Raw genomic sequence first — 22,035 nt, 5'->3', positions numbered from 1 at the left:
AGCCCCCCTGTAGTGCGAAAATGGCCAGCACTATGAGCAAGGGAATGTACGTACCGAAGGAGTCCCAGCCCAAGCAGGGAGGCCAGGCCTCCGGCAAGGCCAAGGACGGCAAGCGCAAGATCGTCGCGCAGAACAAGAAGGCGCGGCACGACTACGCGATCGTCGACACCTACGAGGCCGGGCTCGTCCTGACCGGCACCGAGGTGAAGTCGCTGCGGCAGGGGCGGGCCTCGCTGACGGACGGCTTCGTCCAGATCGACGGGAACGAGGCGTGGCTGCACAACGCCCACATCCCGGAGTACAGCCAGGGCACCTGGACCAACCACACCGTGCGCCGCAAGCGCAAGCTCCTCCTGCACCGCGAGGAGATCGACAAGCTGGAGGCGAAGACCCAGGAGACGGGTCACACGATCGTTCCGCTCGCCCTGTACTTCAAGGACGGCCGGGCGAAGGCGGAGATCGCGCTCGCCCGCGGCAAGAAGGAGTACGACAAGCGGCAGACCCTGCGTGAGAAGCAGGACCGCCGTGAGTCGGACCGTGTGATCGCGGCGGCCAAACGGAAGCAGCGCGGCGCGTGAGAGCGGCCCGGCGGGAATAGGCTGGCACCGTCGTGCGTTGGTCACGTACGATGGCAACGCACCCCACAGCGGGTGTGGGTTCCTCTTCGGAGGGCCGGGCGTCACAGGATGGTCGGTTAAGGCGGCCACCGCGGACGCATTGAAAAATCAACATGGGGATGATCGGTTTCGACAGCGGCTGTTGAAGCAGGGGAAGCGTGTCGAGGAAGCGGCAATGATCTCGTTAACCATATGTCGCAAAAAATAATCGCCAATTCCAAGAGCGATTCCCAGTCCTTCGCCCTCGCTGCCTAATAAGCAGTGAGTGAAGGACCCTTAATGGGTGTCAGCCCGGGAGTGTTCCCGACCCGGATCCTGGCATAATCTAGGGGACTAAACCATCGAGCCCGGTCACGGGGTTCGCTGGGAAATCAAACAGTGACTGAGCCCGTCGGCGACTTGTTCGCGTGATCGCCGGGGCTGAGAAAATCACAGCGAACTGCGCACGGAGAAGCCCTGATTTTGCACCGTTGGACGCGGGTTCGATTCCCGCCATCTCCACTCATCCCATGTGGGCACAGGCCCCGCGGCTTACGAGCTGCGGGGCCTGAGTCATGTCCGGGAACGGCGCGGCGCGGTCTCTCCCTCCTTCGGCCCCCGCGCCCCCCGGGGCCTTCACTGCCGCTCGCCGCAGAGGGCCCCCAGGGTGCTCAAGGCCGAGCCGATGTGCCGTCAGGCTCGTTCCGCACAACGGCAGTTGCTCGATGGCGGTCAAGATTTGCTGATGCATCGAACAACTCCAGCCTCTCACTTCACAGAGAGTGCACAGATTGAGTACAGTTCGATCGCACTCTCGGCAGAAGGCCCTGGTCCGCGTGGCTCCGTCCCGCGCCTCCGGGCCGTGACCGAGGTGGCCGCGCGCCGGGTGGAGACGACCAACTCCGCTTCCGCGCAAGCCAATCAGCGACCGGGGGGACACCGTCGCTACGGGGAGGGGTACATCGCCATGCCGCGACTGCTGACGCGTCTGTACGCACACGCACCTGCGCATCCACGCCGTACGGAGTCCTGACCGCCTCCACGGCACTTCACCTCTTCGGCCGGGCCCCGGCCTGCACTCTTCACGAAGAACGGATGTTCTCTTGCGTTCCAGACCATGGTTCCGCGCGCCCTCTCGGCGAAAATCCGGGCCATTCAACCGGCTTGTTCCGCCCGTCGTGGCACTCGCCGTCCTCGTCGGGGTCGCCTCCGTGCCGGATCTGCCGACGCATCGCGACGGCGGCTCCAGCCCGGTGGCCGACAGCTACGACGGCTTCGACGCCAAGGGCGCCGAGCAGCTCCGCCAGGACCAGTGCCTGCTGAGTGAGGCGTTGCGCAGGGGCGGGCCCTCGATGTACGCGACGGCACAGGACGGGCTCAACCAGACCCCGGAGAAGCTGCACACGGCGGCCAACCGCGAATACTGGAACGACACCCCTCTGTCGACGACGTTCGAGAAGGACAGGACCGCGGCCGACGCCGAAGGCACCGCCCTCTACGAGCACATCCGGGACTGGAAGATCTCGGGCCTGCCCACGCCCGGGGGCTTCACGTCGGTCGCCGACTTCGAGGACCCGCCCGGCCTGCCCGGCGACAGCCGCGACAACTTCTTCGGCCAGACCGGCCTGTCCCAGTGGATCTGGGAACAGTTCTGGAAGTCCGAGGGCGACTTCTACGAGGATCCGACCCCGAAGGCGGACGACGCCACGCTCAAGGCCGTCAAGGACCTGGGCACTCCGCTCTACGGCAACAGCCCGGACCCGGGCATGCCCCCTCAGCAGTGGCAGCAGGCGTCTGCCGAGCACCAGGCGTGGGACGACCTGGTGAACTGGTCCATGGAGCCGACCGGTGCCGACAACGCCCGGGTGTTCCTGTCCTCCGGCGGCTTCCCGCGCACCGCGCCCGAGCCGGACAGCGTCGAGTACCGCATCGCCGTCGAGGACCTGAAGTCGCGGTTCGCCTCCTGCGCCTGGCGCACCCCCGCCGACCCGAGCAAGGTCCTCGGCCGGGAGGTCGCCGCCGCGTCCGCGGAGTGGCAGCAGGAGATCTCCGCCCAGAGCACCCAGCGCAACCAGATCCTCGGCGCCAACCGTGACGCCACCAAGGCCCTCGCGGCCGGCTCGAAGTCGCTGGGCGAGATGCTGGGCCAGTCGTGGATGGCCGATCACCTGACCCGCTGGCAGGACTACTGGTCCGCGGGCGGTCCCGGCTGGATCGGCACCAGCCCGATGGTCGTGCACGCGCACGGCGCCGCCGACAAGTGCCTCGAGGTCGGAGGCGGCAAGAAGGACAACGGAACACCGGCGCAGATCTACACGTGCAACGGCTCCGCGGGCCAGAAGTGGGAGATCCGCGGCAACGCGTTCGTCAACGTCAACTCCGGCAAGTGCCTGGACGTCAAGGGCAACGGAACCGCGAACGGCACCGTGGTCCAGATCCTGACGTGCAACAACGGCGCCGGCCAGAAGTGGCAGTACAACACCCACGCCACATCCCGCCTGTACAACCCGGGCACGGGCAACTGCCTCGACCTCGCGACCTACGACAACAGCCGTGACGCGCGTATGTGGGACTGCAAGGGCACCGACCCGCAGAAGTTCGACATCGCGCCGTCCGGTCACAACGGCACCGACGATCTGGACTACCCGACCAAGGCCCAGTTCGACAAGGTGAAGAAGCAGATCACCGACGCGCAGGCCGCGGCCAAGAAGCAGCTCGATCTGCTCAAGGGACAGGCGACCACGGCGCAGAAGGCCGCCACCGACACGGACACCGCCACGAAGGCCGCCTACGCGATCGCCGACACGGCCGGTGCCCCGCGCGGACGCGGTCTGCTGGTGGGACAGCAGAAGGCCCAGGTGACGAAGGCATCGGCGGCCGCCCTCACCGCTCTGTCCACGGCCGGTGACACCGCGTACGCGGCCACCCGGGCCGCGGCCGGCGACAGCGCGACCATCGCCGCCCGTGCGCTGACGCAGGCCGCCCAGTCGAAGGCCGCCTTCCGCACCGCCGCCGCACAGGAGGCCAACGCCCAGTCGAAGGCCGCCGCCGACGCCGCGGCCGTACAGGCACAGACCGCGAAGACCGCCCGCGACACCGCGAAGGCCAAGCTGGTCGAGACGCAGAAGGCCGAGGCGGACGCGAAGTCGGCCGCCGCCACCGCGCACGCCAAGCGCCTCGCGGCGGAGGCCGAAGAGGCCACGGCCAAGGCGGAGAAGGAGACCGCCGCCCTCAAGCAGGTCGAGGCCGCCCAGCACAGGTCCAACGCCGAGGGCTACGCGAAGACCGCGACCGACGCCAAGGGCCGGGCGGAGACGGCCGAGTCCACCGCCCGCACCAAGCGTCAGGACGCCGAGAGCGCACGGGACGGGGCGAAGGACAAGCGCGACGACGCCTGGGACGCCGAGAGCAAGGCCAACGCCGCCCGCGCCAAGGCCGACGCCAAGGACGCCTACGCCGAGGCCCACGACTCCGCGGACGACGCGGTCGAGTCACGGGCGGCGGCCGACGACGCCGACAAGGCAGCCGACGACGCCGAGACGGCAGCGGGTTCGGCCCGTTCCGAGGCGAACGCGGCGACCAAGGCGGCGGCCGACGCCGACGCCGCGGCGACGCGAGCCGAGGCCGCGGCCAAGCGGGCCCGTTCGGACTCCGACGACGCCCAGGCGGCCAAGCTGAAGGCGGACGCCGCCGTGCGCACCGCGACCAGTGCGGCAGCGGACGCGATCAAGGCGTCCCAGGACGCGGCGAGCGCGGCGCGGACCGCCGTGAAGCTGGCCGACGACGCCGAGAAGGACGCCGCCGACGCCAAGAAGCAGGCCGACGCGTCGAAGGGCGAGGCCGTCAAGGCCGTCAAGGGCGCGGTGGACGCGGCCGGTCACGCGTACACGACCGCGCAGGCCGCGGACGACGCCGGCGCCTCGGCGCAACAGGTGGCCGCCCCCGCCAACGACGCGATCCAGCTCGGCTCGCCCTATGTGAACACCGACTTCGCCGCCGGTCTCGTCGTGCTGACGGGCCAGTCGTCGAAGAGCATCGCCGAGCAGCAGCAGGCGGTCGCCGACGCGCACGCCGTCAACGCGCAGAAGAACGCCGAGCAGGCCGCCAGTCTCGCGAACGCGGCGACCGGTGACGCGAAGGCCGCGTACACCATCGCCGCCGAGGCGGCAGGACACGCCGCGGACGCCCGTAAGTCGGCGAAGGAGGCACTGGGTTACGCGGCCGACGCCGCGAAGTACGCGTCGGACGCCCAGTCGTCCCTGGCCCGCACCATCGAATACGACGGTCAGGCCACCAAGGACGCCGCCGCGGCCGACAAGGCCGCCGGGAGCGCCGAGGGCTACGCCACCGACGCCCGTTCCTCCGCCGACCAGGCGGCCCTGGACGCCGACGCCGCTCGCACCGCCGCCTCCGAGGCCGAGCAGGCGGCCAAGGACGCCCGCGCGGCGGCCACCCGCGCCGACGCCGAGGCCACCGCGGCCGAGGAAGCGGCCAAGGACGCCCAGAAATACGCCGACTCGGCCCAGGAGGCCGCGGACCAGGCGGAACGAGAGGAAGCGAACAAGCAGGTCCAGACGGGTGCCGGAACCGGCGTCGGCGGTGTCTTCTGGGTCATCGACAAGATGACGGAGGCGGCACCGGGCAAGCAGCTCAATGCGTGCGACTACACGTTGCAGGGCTGCACGGTGACGTACGAACTGCGTCTCGACGTCACGGTCAGCTACTACTTCTGCGAGAACCCGGAGGTTCCCGCCACCAAGTCCGGTTGCCCGGCGGAGGACACGGCTTTCCTCAAGACGGTCGTCCTCAAGAACCAGAAGAAGGAGTGGACCCACCACTTCACCGCCGGTGACATCACCCGGCTCGGCTGGCAGGCACTGTTCGGCGACACGCTGGGCGCGGTCCTGTACGAGGTCGTGCTGGGCGACGCCGTCCGCTGCTACCACGGCGACGGAGCCGGCTGCGCCTGGTTCGCGTCCAACTTCATCCCGGGCAAGGCCTTCGAGAAGGCCGCCGAGCTCCTCCGCGGGATCGACGCCGCGATGAAGACCGGGATCGGGGTCTCGGACGCGCTCAAGGCGCTGAAGGCCCTGGACGGTGTGGACCCGCGCACGCTCGCCCAGATCGAGCGGAGCGTGAAGATCTACGAAGACGCCCTCACGGCGTGCAACGTCAACAGCTTCCCCGGCGGGACCGAGGTGATACTGGCAGACGGCAGCCACAAGGCGATCCGGGACGTTCGGTTCGGCGACCTGCTCCTGGCCACCGACCTCACCACGGGCCGGTCGCTGGGGGAGCCGGTCACCCGCACCTTCTCCCACGTCGCCGACGTGCTGCTGACCGTTTCTCTCACGGACGGCGGTCGGCTGGCGAGCACACCGGGACACAAGTTCTACGTCACGGGACGCGGCTGGATCCTTGCCTCCGGCCTGCGTGCTGGTGACAGGCTGCGCAGTGTCGGTGGAGGCGCCCGGACGGTGGCCGCGGTGCGCGACCGGAAGGACGCGAGGCCGCAGACCGTGTACGACCTGACCGTGTCCGGTCTGCACACGTTCTACGCGGTGGCGGGTACGTCTCCGGTCCTCGTCCACAACTGCAACAACCTCGTGAACGACGAGCGGCTGTACGCCGGCCTGGCGCACACCCTCGCCGAACATGTGCACCCGAACCAGGAGGCGGCAGAGGCACTGGCGGCCAGCAAGACGCTCAAGTACGGGAGGGACACGCCGAACAGCGTGTTCATCGACGAGCAGACGGCCCAGCAGGTCGTCGACTACGCGATCGCGGGCAAGGCGAACAAGATCCGCAAGTGGCTCGCGAATCCGAACACGAACGAGCTGGAATGGACGGGCACCTTCGGGGCGAGGAACTCTCTCGGTACGGAGTACCACGCCGGTGGGAGGGCGCCCACGGCCACGGGCAACGCGTACTACATCAAACTCGTGCGATCGCCGAACAAGCACAAGTTGGGCTACTACGTGCAGACCTGCTATCCGAAGTGAGGAAGGAGCCAGAGATGTCGCGCTTCACCGAGTTCGATTTCGGGGTCTCGTGGGTGATGGGATTCTTCCATCAGGACTGGATCTACGAGGGCGACTCGGCTGCCGAGATCGTCACGAACCATCTCCCGGACGGAGCCGACGCGTACGCCCTGGCGGTCCGTCGCGACGCGGAGAAGCTCCTCGCCGGCCTTCCCTCGGACACGCTCGAGGTGCTGTGGACCGCAGGGACTCAGTACCTGCCCGGCTTTGTGGGGGTCGCGGGATCAGAGTGGACGCGGACGGTCATCGACGTATGTGACGCCTGGCTGTCCGCCAGAGCGGACGTTCACCCGCTCGTCGGGGCCGACACGGAGGACGGCCTGTCCCAGCGGGACGTCGTCATCGCCGAGATCGAGGGTGTGGCCTTCCTGACCGTCGAGGTGCGCGAGGCACTCGTCGACTGCGCTCGTGACTGCACTCCGGACCTGGCGTTCCGGGTGCTGCTCCGGGCCATCGTGAACGTCCCCGACGCGGCTTTGTCCGCTGACCAGTACAAGAGGATGGAGAGCATCGGGGCGGCTCTCCACTACGGCGAGTTCGTGCTGGACAACGTCGAGTTCATGGTGGAGACGCCCTGACCGAGAAAGCGGGCCCGCACTCACCGAGTGCGGGCCCTTTCTCACGCCGTGGCCCGTACCGCCGTACTCCCCCGCTCCACCAGCCGAGGCGTCAGCAGGGTCGCGTCCGCGACCGGGGTGCCCGCCAGTTTCCGCATCAGCAGTTCCACCGCGCGCGAGCCGACCTCGGCCGACGGGATGGCGATGGACGTCACCGGGACGTGGAGGCCCTCGGCGAGCTCGTCCGGACAGATCGCGGTGACCGACAGGTCGGCCGGGACGCGCAGGCCGAGGTGTTCGAAGGCGTCGACCAGGGGCTCCAGTACGGGCTCGTTGTGGACGACCACGCCCGTCAAGCCCGGCTGTTCCCGCAGGAGTTGCTCGGCCATCCGGCGTGCCGCGGCGGGGGAGGCCTCGCAGGGGTGGACGGACGACACCAGCCCGGCCCGGTCGGCGGCGGCCGTGAAGCCCTCCACCACCCGCTGCGCGAACGCCGTTCCCCGCACGTACACCTCCGGCGGCGAGCCGACCAGGGCGACGACCCGGTGCCCCAGTTCGGCCAGTCGTTCCACGCACAGCTCGCCGGCGGCCCTGAAGTCCAGGTCGATGCAGGTGAGGCCCTCCGCCGCGGCGGGGAAGCCGATGAGCACCGACGGCCGGTCCAGAGCCCGCAGCAACGCCAGCCGGGGATCGTGCAGTTGGACGTCCATCACGATCAGCGCGTCCACCAGCGCCGTGTCCGCGACCCGGCGCAGTCCGTCCTCGCCCTCCTCCTGCGTGAGCAGCAGTACGTCGTGGTCGTGCCGCCGGGCCTCCGTCACCACCGACACCGCGAACTGCATCACGACCGGCACATGGATGCCCGCCCGCAGCGGCACCACCAGGGCCAGCACGTTCGACCGGCTGCTGGCGAGGGCCCGGGCACCGGCGTGCGGCCGGTAGCCGAGCCTGCTGATGCTCTCCTCGACGCGGCGCCGGGTCTCCTCGGAGATCGGCCGCTTGCCGCTGAGCGCGTAGGAGACGGTGCTGGGGGAGACCCCGGCGTGCCGCGCCACATCGGTGATCTTGACCATCAGACGGACTCCACCTCCAGGGACAGGAAACCCGTGCCGGCGGCGGCCCGCACCTCGCGTCCGTCCACGGCCAGCCCCCAGGCCGCCGCCGGATCCGAACAGGACGCGCGCAGGGTGTTCCCCTCGCGGACGACGGTGAAGGTCACCGAGCCGACCGGCACGGTCACCCGCGCGCCCCGCTCCAGCCCGTACGCGCGCAGGGTGACCCCGTCGGCGTGGTCGTAGTCGGGCCGGTCCTCCACCGACCCCACCGGGATCACCGCGCCAGGCCGCACGAGCAGCGGAACGCTCAGGAAGTCGTGCCGCTCGCGCACCCAGCGCGGCCCGGTCACGGTGGGCCCGCCGAGGAAGGGTGTCCAGACCCCCTCGGGCACGTAGTACGAGACGTCGCCCTCGTCGCTGAAGACGGGCGCGACCAGCAGGTCGGAGCCGAGCATGTACTGCCGCTCCAGATGCGCGCACCCCGGATCGTCCGGGAACTCCAGCACCATCGCCCGCATCATCGGCACCCCCTCAGTGTGGGCGGTGCGGGCGGCCTCGTACAGATACGGCATGAGGCGGAGCTTGAGCCGGGTGAACAGCCGCAGCACGTCCACGGCCTCCTCGTCGAAGAGCCACGGCACCCGGTACGACGACGAACCGTGCAGGCGGCTGTGCGAGGACAGCAGCCCGAACGCGATCCACCGCTTGAACAGGGCGGGCGACGGCGTTCCCTCGAAGCCGCCGATGTCGTGGCTCCAGAACCCGAACCCCGACATGCCGAGACTGAGCCCGCCCCGCAGCGACTCGGCCATCGACGCGTACGTCGCCTCGCAGTCGCCGCCCCAGTGCACCGGGAACTGCTGGCTCCCCGCGGTCGCCGACCGCGCGAAGACGACGGCCTCGTGTTCCCCCCGGTGTTTGCGGAGCACGTCGAACACGGTCCGGTTGTAGAGGTACGTGTAGTAGTTGTGCATCCGCTCCGGGTCGGCGCCGTCGGCGTAGGCCACGTCGACCGGGACGCGTTCGCCGAAGTCGGTCTTGAAGCAGTCGACGCCCTGGGCGAGCAGCGCCTCCAGCTTCGAGGCGTACCACTGGCGGGCGTTCGCGCTGGTGAAGTCGACCAGTGCCATGCCCGGCTGCCACAGGTCCCACTGCCAGACGCTCCCGTCGGGCCTGCGGAGCAGGTGCCCGAGTTCGCGGCCCTCCGCGAACAGCGGTGAGCGCTGCGCGATGTAGGGGTTGATCCACACGCTGATCCGCAGCCCCTTGTCCTTCAGCCGCGCCAGCATCGCCTCCGGGTCGGGGAACACCCGCGGGTCCCACCGGAAGTCGCACCAGTTGAACTCGCGCATCCAGAAGCAGTCGAAGTGGAAGACGGACAGCGGCAGTTCACGCTCCCGCATGCCGTCGATGAAGGAGGTGACGGTGGCCTCGTCGTAGGAGGTGGTGAACGACGTCGACAGCCACAGCCCGAACGACCAGGGCGGCGGGAGCGCCGGCCGGCCGGTCAGCTCCGTGTACCGGCGCAGGATGTCCTTCGGGGTCGGGCCGTGGATGACGTAGTACGTCAACTGCTGGGTCTCGGCGCTGAACTGGACCCGGGAGACCGCCTCGGAACCGACCTCGAAGGAGACCCGGCCCGGGTGGTCCACGAAGACGCCGTAGCCCGCGTCCGTCAGATAGAACGGCACGTTCTTGTAGGCCTGTTCGGTGGCCGTGCCGCCGTCCGCGTTCCACATGTCCACGACCTGGCCGTTCTTGGCGAGCGGGCCGAACCGCTCGCCGAGGCCGAAGACCTGGGTGCCGACACCGAGGTTCAGCTGCTCGCGCAGATAGTGGGCGCCGTCCGCGTCCCGCATGATGCCCATGCCCTTGGGGCCGCTGCTGGTGAGCGTGCGGCCGTTCGCGCGGAAGTCGATGTGCCAGGGCGTGGTGCGGTCCACCCGGACGGACAGCGCGCCCGCGGTGAGCGTCGCGTGCGTGTCGTCGTACTCCACCAGGGGCTCGAACTCACCGGTCCGCAGCTCGAAATGCGGTCCCCGGGACCGCTCCCCCTGGAAGTGGGTGAACGTGACGCCGATGACGTCGGGCATCGGCGCGTGCGCGCTGATCGTCACGACCGGTCCCTTCAGCAGGTCGCCGCGGTGCCGGATGGGCTGCGTGGGCGCGTGGATCTCCAGGCCGCCCGGTCCCGCGGTCACGTCGAGGACCTCGACCGGGTGGGCGGCGGTGACACCGTCGCGCAGCAGCCAGTAGCCGTCCGTGAACTTCACTGTCGTACCCCTTACTTGACTGCGCCGACGGCGATACCGCGGGTCAGGGTCCGCTGGAAGAGCAGGAAGAAGACGATGGCGGGCAGGACGCCCAGCAGGGCGGCCGCGTTCGTCATCGTGGCGTCCATCAGACGCTGCCCCTGGAGGACACCGAGAGCCACCGACACCGTCTGGTTGTCGTTCGAGATCAGCATGACCAGCGGCAGCAGGAACTCGTTCCACGTCCAGATGAAGAAGAAGACGAGGAGCACACCGATCGTCGGCCGGCTGACCGGGACCACGATCCGCCACAGCACCTGCCACCGGTTCGCCCCGTCGATCCGGGCGGCCTCGATGATCTCGCGCGGGAACCGTCCGAGGACCGAGGAGAGCAGATACGTGCCGAACGCCGCCTGGATCACCGTGAAGACGATGATCACGCTGAGCCGGGTGTCGTAGAGGCCGGCCTGCTTGCTCAGGTAGTAGACCGGGTAGACCAGCGCCTCCTGCGGCAGCGTGTTCGCGAGGACGAAGAACGCGAGCACCCAGGTGCGGCCCCTGATCCGGCCGATGCCGATCGCGTACGCGTTCAGGACGGACAGCACGGCCGCCCCGGCCGCCACCGAGCCGGAGATCAGCACCGAGTTGAGGAGCTTGCGCCCGAAGTCGACGCGTTCCCAGAAGTCCTTCAGACCGTCGAGGTAGAGGCCGTGCGGGAGGCTGAGCGGGCCGTGTTCGGCGTACTCCGCCGGCGACTTGACCGCGTTGAGCGCGACGACGACGAAGGGCAGGACCATGAACAGGGCACCGACGACGAGCGCCAGCAGTACCGGGTACCTGCGCAGCGCGGTCATCCGCCGCCCCCTTCCTCGGCGTTCTCGGCGCGCGACTGGAACCCCAGCGCGACCAGCGCGAGGGCGAGGATGACCACGGTCAGGACGGTGGAGATCGCGGCGCCGTAGCCGACCTGGGTCTTCTCGAAGAAGGTCGTGAACGAGAAGTACGACGGCACGTCGGTGGCGCCGCCCGGGCCGCCCTTGGTCAGCACGTACACCGCCCCGAACACCTTGAGCGCCGCGATCGTGCACCACAGCAGCACGACGGAGATCTCCGGACGGATCTGCGGCAGCGTGATGTGCCAGAACCGCCGCCACCAGCCCGCGCCGTCCAACTCGGCGGCCTCGTACAACTGCGGGTCCACGCGCTGCAGGCCCGCCATGAAGACGACGAGCGGGAAGCCGATCTGCACCCACACCATCACGCCCATGACGCTGTACAGCGCGATGTCCGGATCGCCCAGCCAGTCCTGCTGCCAGGACCCGAGGCCGACCGCCTTCAACAGGTCGTTGAGCGAGCCGTCCTCGGGCGCGAGGATCCAGCTCCACACGATGCCGGCGACGGCGATCGGCAGAACCTGCGGCAGATAGAAACAGGCGCGCAGCACGGAGGCGGTCCGCGGCCCGAAGTGCTTGCCGACGAAGTCGAACAGGGCGGCGGCCAGCACGAGTCCGAGCGCGGTCGGCACGACGGCCATCGCGACGACCATGAACAGGCTGTGCCGGAACGACGCCCAGAACTCCGCGTCGCCCAGCAGCTCCCGGTAGTTGGCGAGCCCGGTGAAGTGCGGGGTGCCCACCCCCTGCCAGTCGGTGAAGCTCACCCCTGTGTTCATCAGGAACGGCGCGACGACCACCACGAGGAACCCGGCGAACCCCGGGACCAGGAAGAGGGCGTAGGAGGAGCCCGGGCGGCGCGGGCGCGACGCTCCACCGCGCCGCCCGCGCGCCACCCGCACACTCCGTTCGACGGTGGCGGTCATGTCTTCGGTACGCCCTTGTCGTACGCCTTCTGCAACGCCGACAGGTAGTCGTCCGGCTTCTCGCTCCCGGTGATCAGCTTCTGCGTCTCCGAGACGAGGACGTCGTAGAAGCCGGCGACGGGCCAGTCCGGATAGAAGGCGAGACCGTCCTTGCCGGAGAGGGAGTTGAAGTCGGCGATCAGCGTCTTGGCCCGCGGATCGGTCACGGCTGCCGGGTCGGCGGCCACCGGGACACCGCCCTGGTTGCCCAGCAGGTTCTGGATCTTCTTCGACAGGGTGATGTCGATGAAGTCGTAGGCGAGTTCCTTGTTCTTGGCGCCCTTGGGGACGACCCACAGGTTGCCGCCGGAGCCGAGGGTGAGATTGCTCCCGGGCCACAGGAACGTGCCCCAGTCGAACTTGTTCTCCGCCTTGAAGCGGCCGTACCACCAGCTTCCGCTGAACAGGATCGGGCTCTTGCCCTGGATGAAGGAGACTCCCGCGTCCTCGGCCTTGAGGCCGGTGGACTTCTTTCCGATGTACCCCTTCTTCACCCAGTCGGCGAAGGTCCCGGCCGCGTAGGTCCAGGCCGCGTCGTGGAAGTCGGTGCGGCCCTTGTACAGCTCGTAGCTGTCGACCCAGGAACGGTCGGCCCGGCTCAGGGCCAGTTGGTACAGGTACTGCTGGGCCACGTACTCGGCGCCGGCGTTGGCGAGCGGAGTGATGCCCTTCTTGACGAAGGTGTCCATCGCCGAGGTGAGTTCGTCGAGCGAGGTGGGCTGCGCGATCCCGTACTTCTTGAAGAGGTCCTTGTTGTAGAAGACCATCGTGTACTCGGCATAGTCGGGCACGCCGTACCACTTGCCCGAGCCCATCACGCCGTTGGCGTCGTACCGGCTGATGGTCCGCACCCCGCCGGTGATCTTCTTGTCCCAGCCGCGCCGGGTCACCTCGGGGGTGAGGTCGGTGAGGAGTCCCTGCTTCGACAGCAGGCCCGCGGTCGCGTTGCCCTTGTTGTACTCCATCAGGTCCGGCGCGTCGTTCGAGTTGAGGACCATCGGCGCCGTCTTCTGGATCTGCTCGAAGCCCTTCTCCTCGAACTTCACCTTCACGCCCGGGTGTTGCGCCTCGAACTCCTTGATGGCCTCCTTCCAGGCCACCCCCATCGCACTGTCCGGCCCTTCGTAGTGCCACAGCCGCAGCGTCCGGCTGTCCGACGAGCCGCTGTCCGAGCTGCCGCAGGACGTGGCCAGCAGGGCGCCCGTCAGGGCCACGGCGGCCAAGGCTGCACGCCTTCGTTTCGTCAACATCCACTGCCTCCAGGGGAGTTGGATGGGTATCGGGAGCGTCACGCGGCGATTGTCGAACCGTTTCGATGCGTGACGTCGAAGCGCTTCGACGAGGGAAGGTAGGGGGGCGGGGAGGGCCCGTCAATGGGCTGCGTCGGAATTGGCGCAGGGGTTCGACGGGTCGGACGACGGGGCGCCCGCGGCACGGTCTCCGGCGCCCGGGCCCCGGTGCTCCAGCCGCGGTCCCCGCTCCGGCAGGGCGAGGCCCGGGCCCGCGCCCCGGCTCCGCCGTACGGCACCCGGCCGCGCACCCAGCGCGGCGACCGCGAACGCGACCGTCGCCGCCAGGACCGGCACCCCGTACCCCGCCTCGGGGGACACGTGCTCCACCATCCAGCCGCCGGCCGCCGATCCGGTGGCTATGCCGCCCAGCAGACCGGTCACCGCCAGGGTCATGCCCTCGTTCAACCGCCCCTCGGGCGTGCGCCGCTGGACCAGCGTCATTCCGGTCACCATCGTCGGAGCGGTCGCCATGCCCGCCACCAGCAAGGCACCCGCGAGCAGCGGCAGCGAACCCGTCAGCACGGCGGCGAGCAGCGGCAGCGTCAGCAGCACGGCCATGGCGGCGACACACCGCGGGAAGCGCCGTTCGGCGAGCGACTGCGGATCGGCCCCGCCCTGTCGCACGGCGCCGTACAGCAGTCCCGCCACGCACGACCCCGCCGCCTGCAGCGCGAGCACCGCACCCGCCGCGGACCGGTGCCCCCGCGCGTCCGCGAACGCGATCGTCACCACCTCCATCGCGCCGAACACCGCGCCCGTCGCGAGGAAGGCGAGCAGCAGCGGAGGCATCCCGGGCGCGCGCACGGGCGACCGGGACACGCTCCGGTGCCCGAGCGGCGGCTCCGTCGACCTCTGGGCCGCGAACAGCAGGACACCCGTCATCAGCAGCACGGATCCCACCAGCATGCCCGCCTCCGGGAACAGCGTCCCGGACAGGAGGGCCGCGAGCACCGGGCCGAGCATGAAGCACAGCTCGTCCGCGGCCTGTTCGAAGGAGTTGGCCGTGTGCAGCGCCGCCGGGTCGTCCTTGAGGAGGTGGGCCCAGCGTGCCCGGGACATGCCACCGGTGTTGGGGGTGGTGGCGGTACCGGCGTACGCGGCGAACAGCGTCCAGTCCGGGGCGCCGAACCGCACGCACAGCACGAGCCCGACCCCGCCGAGCAGCGCGACGGCCGTCGCGGGCACCGCCACCCGGGCCTGCCCGTGCCGGTCCACCAGGCGCGCGGTCCACGGGGCGACGACCGCCGTCGCCGCCAGACCGGTCGCGGTGACGGCACCCGCGAGCGCGTACGAGCCCCGCGCACTCGCGATCATGACCACGGCGCTCACGCTGAACATGCCCATGGGCAGCCGCGCGACGAGGTTGCCGAGGGTGAAGGCACGGGTGCCCGGGCGTGCGAACAGACGGCGGTAGGGAGTGAGGGGTGACATGCGGCAACCCTCGCCCGGCATCGCGCGAGCGGTCCAACACCTGTTCCGTGGCCATTGACGCACCTGGGTTGTAGGTTCGCCTGATGCCTGGTCGAAGCCCGTTCGGACCCCTGCCCGGACCCCTTCACGGACCTTTTCCCGGCCACCTGGACCCTCGTCTGCTGCGTGCTTTCGTCGCCGTCGCCGAGGAACTGCACTTCACCCGGGCCGCCGCCCGGATGTACGTCGCCCAGCAGGCACTGAGCCGGGACATCCGCCGACTGGAGCGGGAGCTGGGGACCGAGCTGTTCGTCCGGACGACCCGGCAGGTCGCGCCGACGGTCGACGCCGAGCGGCTGCTGCCGTACGCGCGCCGCGTCCTCGAGGCGCACGACGCCCTGCTCGCCGCCTTCGCGCGGCCCGGCGGCGCCGAGCGCCCGCTCCTCGTCGACGTCAACACCCCCGGCCTGATCGCCGGCCGCATCCTGGAACGGGCCCGCGAACTCGCCCCCGGCAGTGAACTGATGGCCCGCTACGAGAGCGGGCTCACCGGCGCCGCCACGGAACTGCTCGCCGGACGCCTGGACGCCTCGTTCGGCCGGTTCGCCGGACTCGACCCGGCCGTGCGGGCCCGGCTGGAGCAGCAGTTCGTACGGTACGAGCCCATGGCCGTGGTCCTGCCGGAGGACCACCGGCTCGCGGAACTGGACGCGGTGCCCCTGGCGGCGCTCGCCGGCGAGACCGTGTACGCGGGGGCGGGCAACCCCCGGACGCGCGAGTGGACCGACCTGGCGCGTCACCTGTTCGAGGGGCGGGGGATCGACCTCGCGTCACCCGCGCCGGTGGCCGTCGGGCCCGAGGAGTTCCAGCGGGTGATGGCGAAGACGCGTACCCCCGTCCTCGCCGTGGTGGACTTCCCCGCCCTGGCCGGAACCGTGCTCAGACCGCTGGTCGACCCCGTCCCCCTGTCACCCGTGTCTCTGGTGTGGCGCAAGGGACTCGCGCACCCCGGGATCGACGCTCTCAGGCGTGCTGCCTCCGAACTTGCGGGCGAGGAAGCATGGCTTATGAGTCACCTGGAAGGGTGGGTTCCCGCCGGGGAATCACTCATCCTGATGACCCATGCATGAGACGTAACCCCACGAGTCCCTCACGGCGCTACATTTTTTCCTCCGGGCGCAGTGTGATATTTGGGGGCGCTTTGACCGGGTGGGGGCCCGGTCGGGACGACGAAGTGATGTAGGCCCGGAGTCGTCGCGCACCCCGTGAACAGTCCCGTGGGGGGAAGCACGTGCGCGTGGAGAACTGGCGAGAAGACGCTCAACCGAATCGACGATCCGTCGATCAGCGGGACGGGCGGACAGCCGAACCGTCCCCGGGCCCAGGAGCCGCGGATCCGGTCGTCTGGCCGGAGGCCGGCGGCAGAACGGCATCGTGGCCGAGCAGGGGAGTTGGCATCAGTCCTGAGCGTGGGGAACGCGCCGACAGCGCCGTCAGCGGCTTCGGCGGACGTTCCGAACGAACCCCGGAGCGGGACGCGCCGCCGCTCCATGGCCGCGCGTCCGACGGCGGCCTTCTCTCGGGTGCCGCGGGAGACACCGGTCTCCTGTCCGGCCGTTCGCCCGACAGCGAACCGCTGTCCGCAGGTGCCGACACCGAGGTGGGACCGCCGGCCGGGCGTTCCCGGACGGGACGGTCGGGCCGTTCGCGCTTCGGCTTCGGCGGTTCGGGGGACGGCGGAGCGTCGTCCCGCGGCCGGCGCGCCAAGGGCCGGCCCTTCTTCGCCGATCCGCCGGCCGCCGACGCCGCCGGATCGGAGCCGCCGACCGAGGTGCTCACCGGACCCGTGACGACACCCGAGGCGAACCCCGAATCCGCGTCGGCGGGCGCGCGTCCGCTGCCGCCGTCCTGGGAGCAGCCCGACGTCCCCGGACACAACCACGACCCGCACGAGGTCACCGTCCAACTCGACGGAACGGGGCGGCGGCTGGACGACCGGCTGGTCAAGCAGACCGACGGCGGCGCGGCGGGCCAGGAGTCGGACGGCCCGGTCTTCGTCGACGAGTCCGGCCGCCGCAGCCGCCGCTACCGACGGCTCGGCATCTTCGTCGCCGCGGCCTGCGCGGTCTACGCCGTCGTCATCGTCGCCACCCTCCTGTCCGGGAACTCGAACGCGCCCTGGCTGCCGGTGCCGGGCCAGAAGAAGGACCAGCCCGCGGGCAAGGTCGACACCTCGCCGCTGCCCTCCCGGGCGGTCGATCCGTCCGCCCCGCAGGACGCGGCCGCGCCCGGCACGGTGGCGACGGCCGTGGACGGCACGACGCCCTCGCCCGGAAAGACCCCGAAGGCCAAGGCCTCCGACAAGTCCAAGGCCCCGGGAGCGTCGGGCGAGCCGAAGCCCAGCGCGTCGACGACGAAGAAGCCGAAGCCCGGCGTCACCTCGAAGGACCCGGACCCCAAGCCGTCGAACCCGGTCGTCGACCCGCCCGCCGAACCGACCCCGACGACCACCCCGCCCACGACACCCCCGGCCACGGAGCCGCCGGCCACCGGCGGCGGTGACGCGGGCGGAGGAACCGGCGCCCAGCCGGCGGGCTTCACCCCTTCGGCATCCGCCCCGAGCGACACGAGCTCGTCGGCGTCCGCCGCTCCGAGCGGCGTGTAGTCACCCGGGACCCGCCGTGCCGTTCCGCACACCGTCCACCGGCACCCGCGGTGGGGAACGGTCCAGGGGGCAGGCGCGGGTGTCCGCCCCGGTGGCACGCGGTCGACCGGTATCAGCCCTGCCGGGCGGCTGCGGTTCGCGGGCCTTCGCCCACCGGGCCGCACGCGGTCGACCGGCCCTCGCCCCCCCCCGGCGCGTTGCCGTGCACCGGCGGTCGGCATCGAGCCGCAGGCGGCTCAACGGCACCTGTTCGTTCACCGAACCTCAGACGGTTCACCGGCACTCGTCCTTCGGGGCCGCACATGGTCGTACCCCGGCACCCGCCGTACCGGGTCGCACGCGGTGGCACCTCGACCGGTACGGCCAGGGCCGCGGCCACGGCTGTGGACGTCCCCGTCGACGGCGCGCCGAGCCGCACGCGGTCCCTCGGGACCGGCCGCCTCGCCGGATCGCGTCCGGTCCGGGCGGCCGGGCGTACCGCGTTCCCCGTCCACCTCACTCGTCACTCGTTCCCGGAGAACCTTCTCTGATGGCTTCCCGTACCAGCCGTCACGGTCCGGCGCCCAAGGCGCCGGGTCATGGCACACGCACCACCCCGAAACGTCACCGCGACGCCCGGCGCCGGCGACTGCCGATGCGCTTCCTGCTGCCGATGTTCATCCTGCTCGCGATGATGGCGATGCTGATGCTGCGCGGCTACGTGCACAGCGAGATCCTCGCCGACCACCGCATCCAGCCCGAGGCCGCCACGGACAAGGTGCCGGAGAAGATCCTCGACGGCGGCCCCGTCATCGACACCCGCGGCGGCCGCACGACCAGCCTCGGCATCCCCGACCACCGTCTCGTCCTCACCTTCGACGACGGCCCCGACCCGACCTGGACGCCCAAGGTCCTCGACGTCCTCAAGGCGCACCACGCCCACGCGGTCTTCTTCGTCACCGGCACCATGGCCTCGCGCTACCCGGACCTCGTCGAACGCATGGTGCGGGAGGGCCACGAGGTGGGCCTGCACACCTTCAACCACCCCGACCTGTCGTACCAGTCGAAGAGTCGCATCGACTGGGAGCTGTCGCAGAGCCAGCTCGCCCTGGAGGGCGCCGCCGGCATCCGAACCTCCCTGTTCCGGCCGCCGTACTCCTCCTTCGCCAACGCCATGGACGACCGGTCCTGGCCCGTGACGAAGTACATCGGCACCCGCGGCTACATCACCGTCGTCAACAACACCGACAGTGAGGACTGGCAGAAGCCCGGCGTCGCCGAGATCGTCCGCCGGGCCACGCCCAAGGGCGGCAAGGGCGCCATCGTCCTGATGCACGACTCCGGCGGCGACCGCCACCAGACCGTGCAGGCCCTGGACAGCTTCATCCCCGAACTCCAGCAGAGCGGCTACGACTTCGAGAACCTCACCGAGGCACTCGACGCGCCGAGCGCGCACACCCCGGTCACCGGCCTCGACCTGTGGAAGGGCCGGGCCTGGATCTTCCTCGTCCAGGCCGCGGAGAGGACCACCGACGTCCTGGTGGTCGGCATCGCCGTCATCGGGGTGCTCGTGTTCACCCGGTTCGGCCTGATGCTGCTGCTCTCCGCCACGCACGCGCGCAAGGTCCGCCGAGCGGGCTTCCGTTGGGGCCGCACCCCGATCACCGAACCGGTGTCGGTGCTGGTGCCCGCCTACAACGAGGCCAAGTGCATCGAGAACACCGTCCACTCCCTGATGGCGAGCGAACACCCCATCGAGATCCTCGTCATCGACGACGGATCGAGCGACGGCACCGCCCGCATCGTCGAGGACCTGGACCTGCCCAACGTACGCGTCGTGCGCCAGCTCAACGCGGGCAAGCCCGCGGCCCTCAACAGGGGCCTGGCGAACGCCAGTCACGACATCATCGTGATGATGGACGGCGACACCGTCTTCGAACCGCCGACCGTCCGCGAACTCGTCCAGCCCTTCGCCGACCCGCGCGTCGGCGCGGTCGCCGGCAACGCCAAGGTCGGCAACCGCGATTCCCTCATCGGCGCCTGGCAGCACATCGAGTACGTGATGGGCTTCAACCTCGACCGCCGCATGTACGACCTGCTGCGCTGCATGCCGACCATCCCCGGCGCCGTAGGAGCCTTCCGCCGTACGGCACTTGAACGCGTCGGCGGAATGAGCGACGACACGCTCGCCGAGGACACCGACATCACGATGGCCCTGCACCGCGACGGCTGGCGGGTCGTCTACGCGGAGAACGCGCGCGCCTGGACCGAGGCCCCGGAGTCCGTCCAGCAACTGTGGTCCCAGCGCTACCGCTGGTGCTACGGCACCATGCAGGCCATCTGGAAGCACCGCCGGGCCCTCATCGAACGGGGCCCTTCGGGCCGCTTCGGCCGGGTCGGGCTGCCCCTGGTGTCCCTCTTCATGGTGCTGGCCCCACTGCTGGCACCCTTGATCGACATCTTCCTGCTGTACGGCGTCGTCTTCGGCCCGACGCAGAAGACGGTCCTCGCCTGGCTCGGAGTCCTCACCATCCAGGCGGTGTGCGCGGCATACGCCTTCCGCCTGGACAAGGAACGCATGACCCACCTGATCTCGCTCCCCCTCCAGCAGGTCCTGTACCGGCAGTTGATGTACGTCGTCCTGCTCCAGTCCTGGGTCACCGCCCTCACCGGCGGCCGGCTGCGCTGGCAGAAACTGCGCCGCACGGGCGTGGTGGGGGCACCGGGATCGGCCCCGCGCCAGCGGGAGCCGCAGGACGGGAACGAACGGAGGCCGGTCGGATGACCACGCACGAGTACCCGGTGGGGTCCACGCCGCCGCTGGGATCGCCGAGGGTGGGGGTTCCGCGGCAGCCGGAGGGAGCGGGAACGCATCCCGGGCCGCGACCCGGGGCAGCCCCCGGGCCGGGACCTGATCCGCGGCCCGGGCCACACGATGAAAGGGTGCCGCAGCCGGGCCGCGGCGCGACGCACCGGCGTAAGGGGCAGCCCTCCGCCGATCAACCGGCCACGGAACAACCCCAGGCCGCCCCCCGCCGCCCGGGCCGCGACCGCTATCTGGACCTGCTCCGCTCCATCGCCCTGGTCCGCGTGGTCGTCTACCACCTCTTCGGGTGGGCGTGGCTGTCGGTCCTGTTCCCCTCCATGGGCGTGATGTTCGCGCTGGCGGGCTCGCTGATGGCACGGTCGCTGAGCCGGCCGGCATGGAGCGTGATCCGGGGACGCGTCCGACGGCTGCTGCCCCCGCTGTGGGCCTTCAGCGCGGTGGCGCTGGCGTTGATGTTCGCGGGCGGCTGGAACCCCGCGCACGACCCTGACACCGGCGGCGGCGCGTGGGGCGTCATCGACGTGCTCAACTACATCGTCCCGGTGGGAGCCCCGCCCTATCCCTCGCACATCGGCTCCGAGTCCGGCCTGCTGGAGGCCACTTGGGCGGAACAGGGCGCGGGCCCGCTGTGGTACCTGCGGGCCTACCTGTGGTTCGTCGTGGCGTCACCGGTCCTACTGTGGGCTTTCCGCCGCGTTCCGTGGGCGACCCTGCTGGCGCCGCTCGCGCTGACGGCGGTCGTCGGCACGGGCCTGGTCACCATCCCCGGCGAAACGGGCAACGCCGTCACCGACTTCGCCGTCTACGGCGGCTGCTGGATCCTCGGCATCGCCCACCACGAGGGCAAGCTGGCCGAGGTTCCGCGCTACGTCGCGATCTCCGGCTCGGCCCTGGTGATGGCCTTCGCGCTGTGGTGGGCATCGGGCCATCTGGGCCCCGAGGGCTGGGACATGAACGACATCCCGTTGGCCGACGCGCTGTGGTCCTTCGGGTTCGTGGTGATCCTGCTCCAGTACAGCCCGTCCTGGAAGGAACTGCCGGGCCGCCTGGCCAGGTGGGACAAGCTGGTGACGCTGTCCAACAACCGCGCGGTCACGATCTACCTCTGGCACAACATGCTCATCATGGCGACGGTCCCGATCATCGATCAGATGTACGCCCTCCCCTTCATGGACAGCGAACGCGCCGCCGCCGCACTCGACGAGACGTACACGCTCTGGATGTTCGTCCTGGTCTGGCCCCTGATCGGCCTGGCCATCGTCGCCTTCGGCTGGATCGAGGACATCGCGGCGAAGAGGGCGCCGCGGCTGTGGCCGAACGGGAGCGGGGGGAGGGGGCAGGGGCGTCGGGCGAAGGGATGAGGACCGACGGTCAGCCCCGCCCGCACCCCACCCTCGATTGACCCTGTATGCAGTCGAGTTGGCCACCGCAGAGGCTTTGCGGTGGCCAACGTGGTGACGCATCCCACGCCGTTCCGTCACTCATTCGAAGGTTTTACGGGAC

The 22,035-nt window shown here is 70.2% G+C and carries 13 protein-coding genes and 1 other RNA gene; 8 read left to right on the top strand and 6 right to left on the bottom strand.

Features of this window, described 5'->3' with window-relative positions; translation table 11 throughout:
• Positions 1-44 precede the first annotated feature (44 nt).
• The 4 genes from smpB (at position 45) to ACIRQH_RS23080 (ending at position 7,215) form a co-directional block, all read left to right on the top strand.
• The gene (gene smpB, locus ACIRQH_RS23095) at positions 45-578 is read left to right on the top strand and encodes an SsrA-binding protein SmpB (protein WP_358815113.1); all 534 of its coding nucleotides are present in this window, start codon (positions 45-47) and stop codon (positions 576-578) included.
• 154 nt (positions 579-732) lie between these two features.
• Positions 733-1,121, top strand: a transfer-messenger RNA (tmRNA) gene (gene ssrA / locus ACIRQH_RS23090).
• Between the two features lie 653 nt (positions 1,122-1,774).
• Positions 1,775-6,598, top strand: a complete 4,824-nt coding sequence (locus ACIRQH_RS23085; RefSeq protein ID WP_404226907.1) for a ricin-type beta-trefoil lectin domain protein — start codon at positions 1,775-1,777, stop codon at positions 6,596-6,598.
• Positions 6,599-6,612: 14 nt separating this feature from the next.
• Complete coding sequence (locus tag ACIRQH_RS23080; protein ID WP_388866369.1) at positions 6,613-7,215, top strand: contact-dependent growth inhibition system immunity protein; 603 nt, start codon at positions 6,613-6,615, stop codon at positions 7,213-7,215.
• 41 nt (positions 7,216-7,256) lie between these two features.
• On the opposite strand, the gene ACIRQH_RS23075 is transcribed toward ACIRQH_RS23080, so the two are convergent.
• The 6 genes from ACIRQH_RS23075 to ACIRQH_RS23050 all read right to left on the bottom strand — a co-directional run bounded on the left by ACIRQH_RS23075 (position 7,257) and on the right by ACIRQH_RS23050 (position 15,082).
• Positions 7,257-8,267 (bottom strand): LacI family DNA-binding transcriptional regulator, encoded by a 1,011-nt coding sequence (locus ACIRQH_RS23075; RefSeq protein WP_358815058.1) that lies wholly within the window; start codon positions 8,265-8,267, stop codon positions 7,257-7,259.
• Complete coding sequence (gene yicI, locus ACIRQH_RS23070) at positions 8,267-10,522, bottom strand: alpha-xylosidase (RefSeq protein WP_404226906.1); 2,256 nt, start codon at positions 10,520-10,522, stop codon at positions 8,267-8,269. The genes ACIRQH_RS23075 and yicI overlap by 1 nt, the downstream gene beginning before the upstream one ends.
• A gap of 11 nt (positions 10,523-10,533) precedes the next feature.
• Positions 10,534-11,355, bottom strand: coding sequence for a carbohydrate ABC transporter permease (locus ACIRQH_RS23065; RefSeq protein ID WP_267050975.1), 822 nt, complete (start codon positions 11,353-11,355; stop codon positions 10,534-10,536).
• Positions 11,352-12,320, bottom strand: a complete 969-nt coding sequence (locus ACIRQH_RS23060) for a sugar ABC transporter permease (protein WP_358815055.1) — start codon at positions 12,318-12,320, stop codon at positions 11,352-11,354. The genes ACIRQH_RS23065 and ACIRQH_RS23060 overlap by 4 nt, the downstream gene beginning before the upstream one ends.
• A complete protein-coding gene (locus ACIRQH_RS23055; protein WP_404226905.1) occupies positions 12,317-13,609 on the bottom strand; it encodes an extracellular solute-binding protein in 1,293 nt (430 codons plus the stop codon). Before ACIRQH_RS23055 ends, ACIRQH_RS23060 begins: the two co-directional genes overlap by 4 nt.
• 120 nt (positions 13,610-13,729) lie before the next feature.
• A complete protein-coding gene (locus ACIRQH_RS23050; RefSeq protein WP_404226904.1) occupies positions 13,730-15,082 on the bottom strand; it encodes an MFS transporter in 1,353 nt (450 codons plus the stop codon).
• Positions 15,083-15,165: 83 nt separating this feature from the next.
• Between ACIRQH_RS23050 and ACIRQH_RS23045 the strand changes: the two genes are divergently transcribed.
• The 4 genes from ACIRQH_RS23045 (at position 15,166) to ACIRQH_RS23030 (ending at position 21,893) form a co-directional block, all read left to right on the top strand.
• Positions 15,166-16,191 (top strand): LysR family transcriptional regulator, encoded by a 1,026-nt coding sequence (locus tag ACIRQH_RS23045; RefSeq protein WP_404226903.1) that lies wholly within the window; start codon positions 15,166-15,168, stop codon positions 16,189-16,191.
• A 530-nt stretch (positions 16,192-16,721) separates the two neighbouring features.
• Positions 16,722-17,726 carry a hypothetical protein gene (locus ACIRQH_RS23040; RefSeq protein WP_404226902.1) on the top strand — a complete coding sequence of 335 codons (1,005 nt, stop codon included), beginning with the start codon at positions 16,722-16,724 and terminating at the stop codon, positions 17,724-17,726.
• A gap of 529 nt (positions 17,727-18,255) precedes the next feature.
• Positions 18,256-20,490 (top strand): glycosyltransferase, encoded by a 2,235-nt coding sequence (locus tag ACIRQH_RS23035; protein WP_404226901.1) that lies wholly within the window; start codon positions 18,256-18,258, stop codon positions 20,488-20,490.
• Positions 20,487-21,893: an acyltransferase family protein gene (locus ACIRQH_RS23030; protein WP_404226900.1), complete on the top strand. Its 1,407-nt coding sequence runs from the start codon at positions 20,487-20,489 to the stop codon at positions 21,891-21,893. Before ACIRQH_RS23035 ends, ACIRQH_RS23030 begins: the two co-directional genes overlap by 4 nt.
• Positions 21,894-22,035: the final 142 nt, after the last annotated feature.

The organism is Streptomyces sp. NPDC102279 (assembly GCF_044766365.1).
GTDB lineage: Bacteria > Actinomycetota > Actinomycetes > Streptomycetales > Streptomycetaceae > Streptomyces.
The sequence above is the reverse complement of the archived record's forward strand: the minus strand, read 5'-3'. Positions and strand labels throughout refer to the sequence as shown.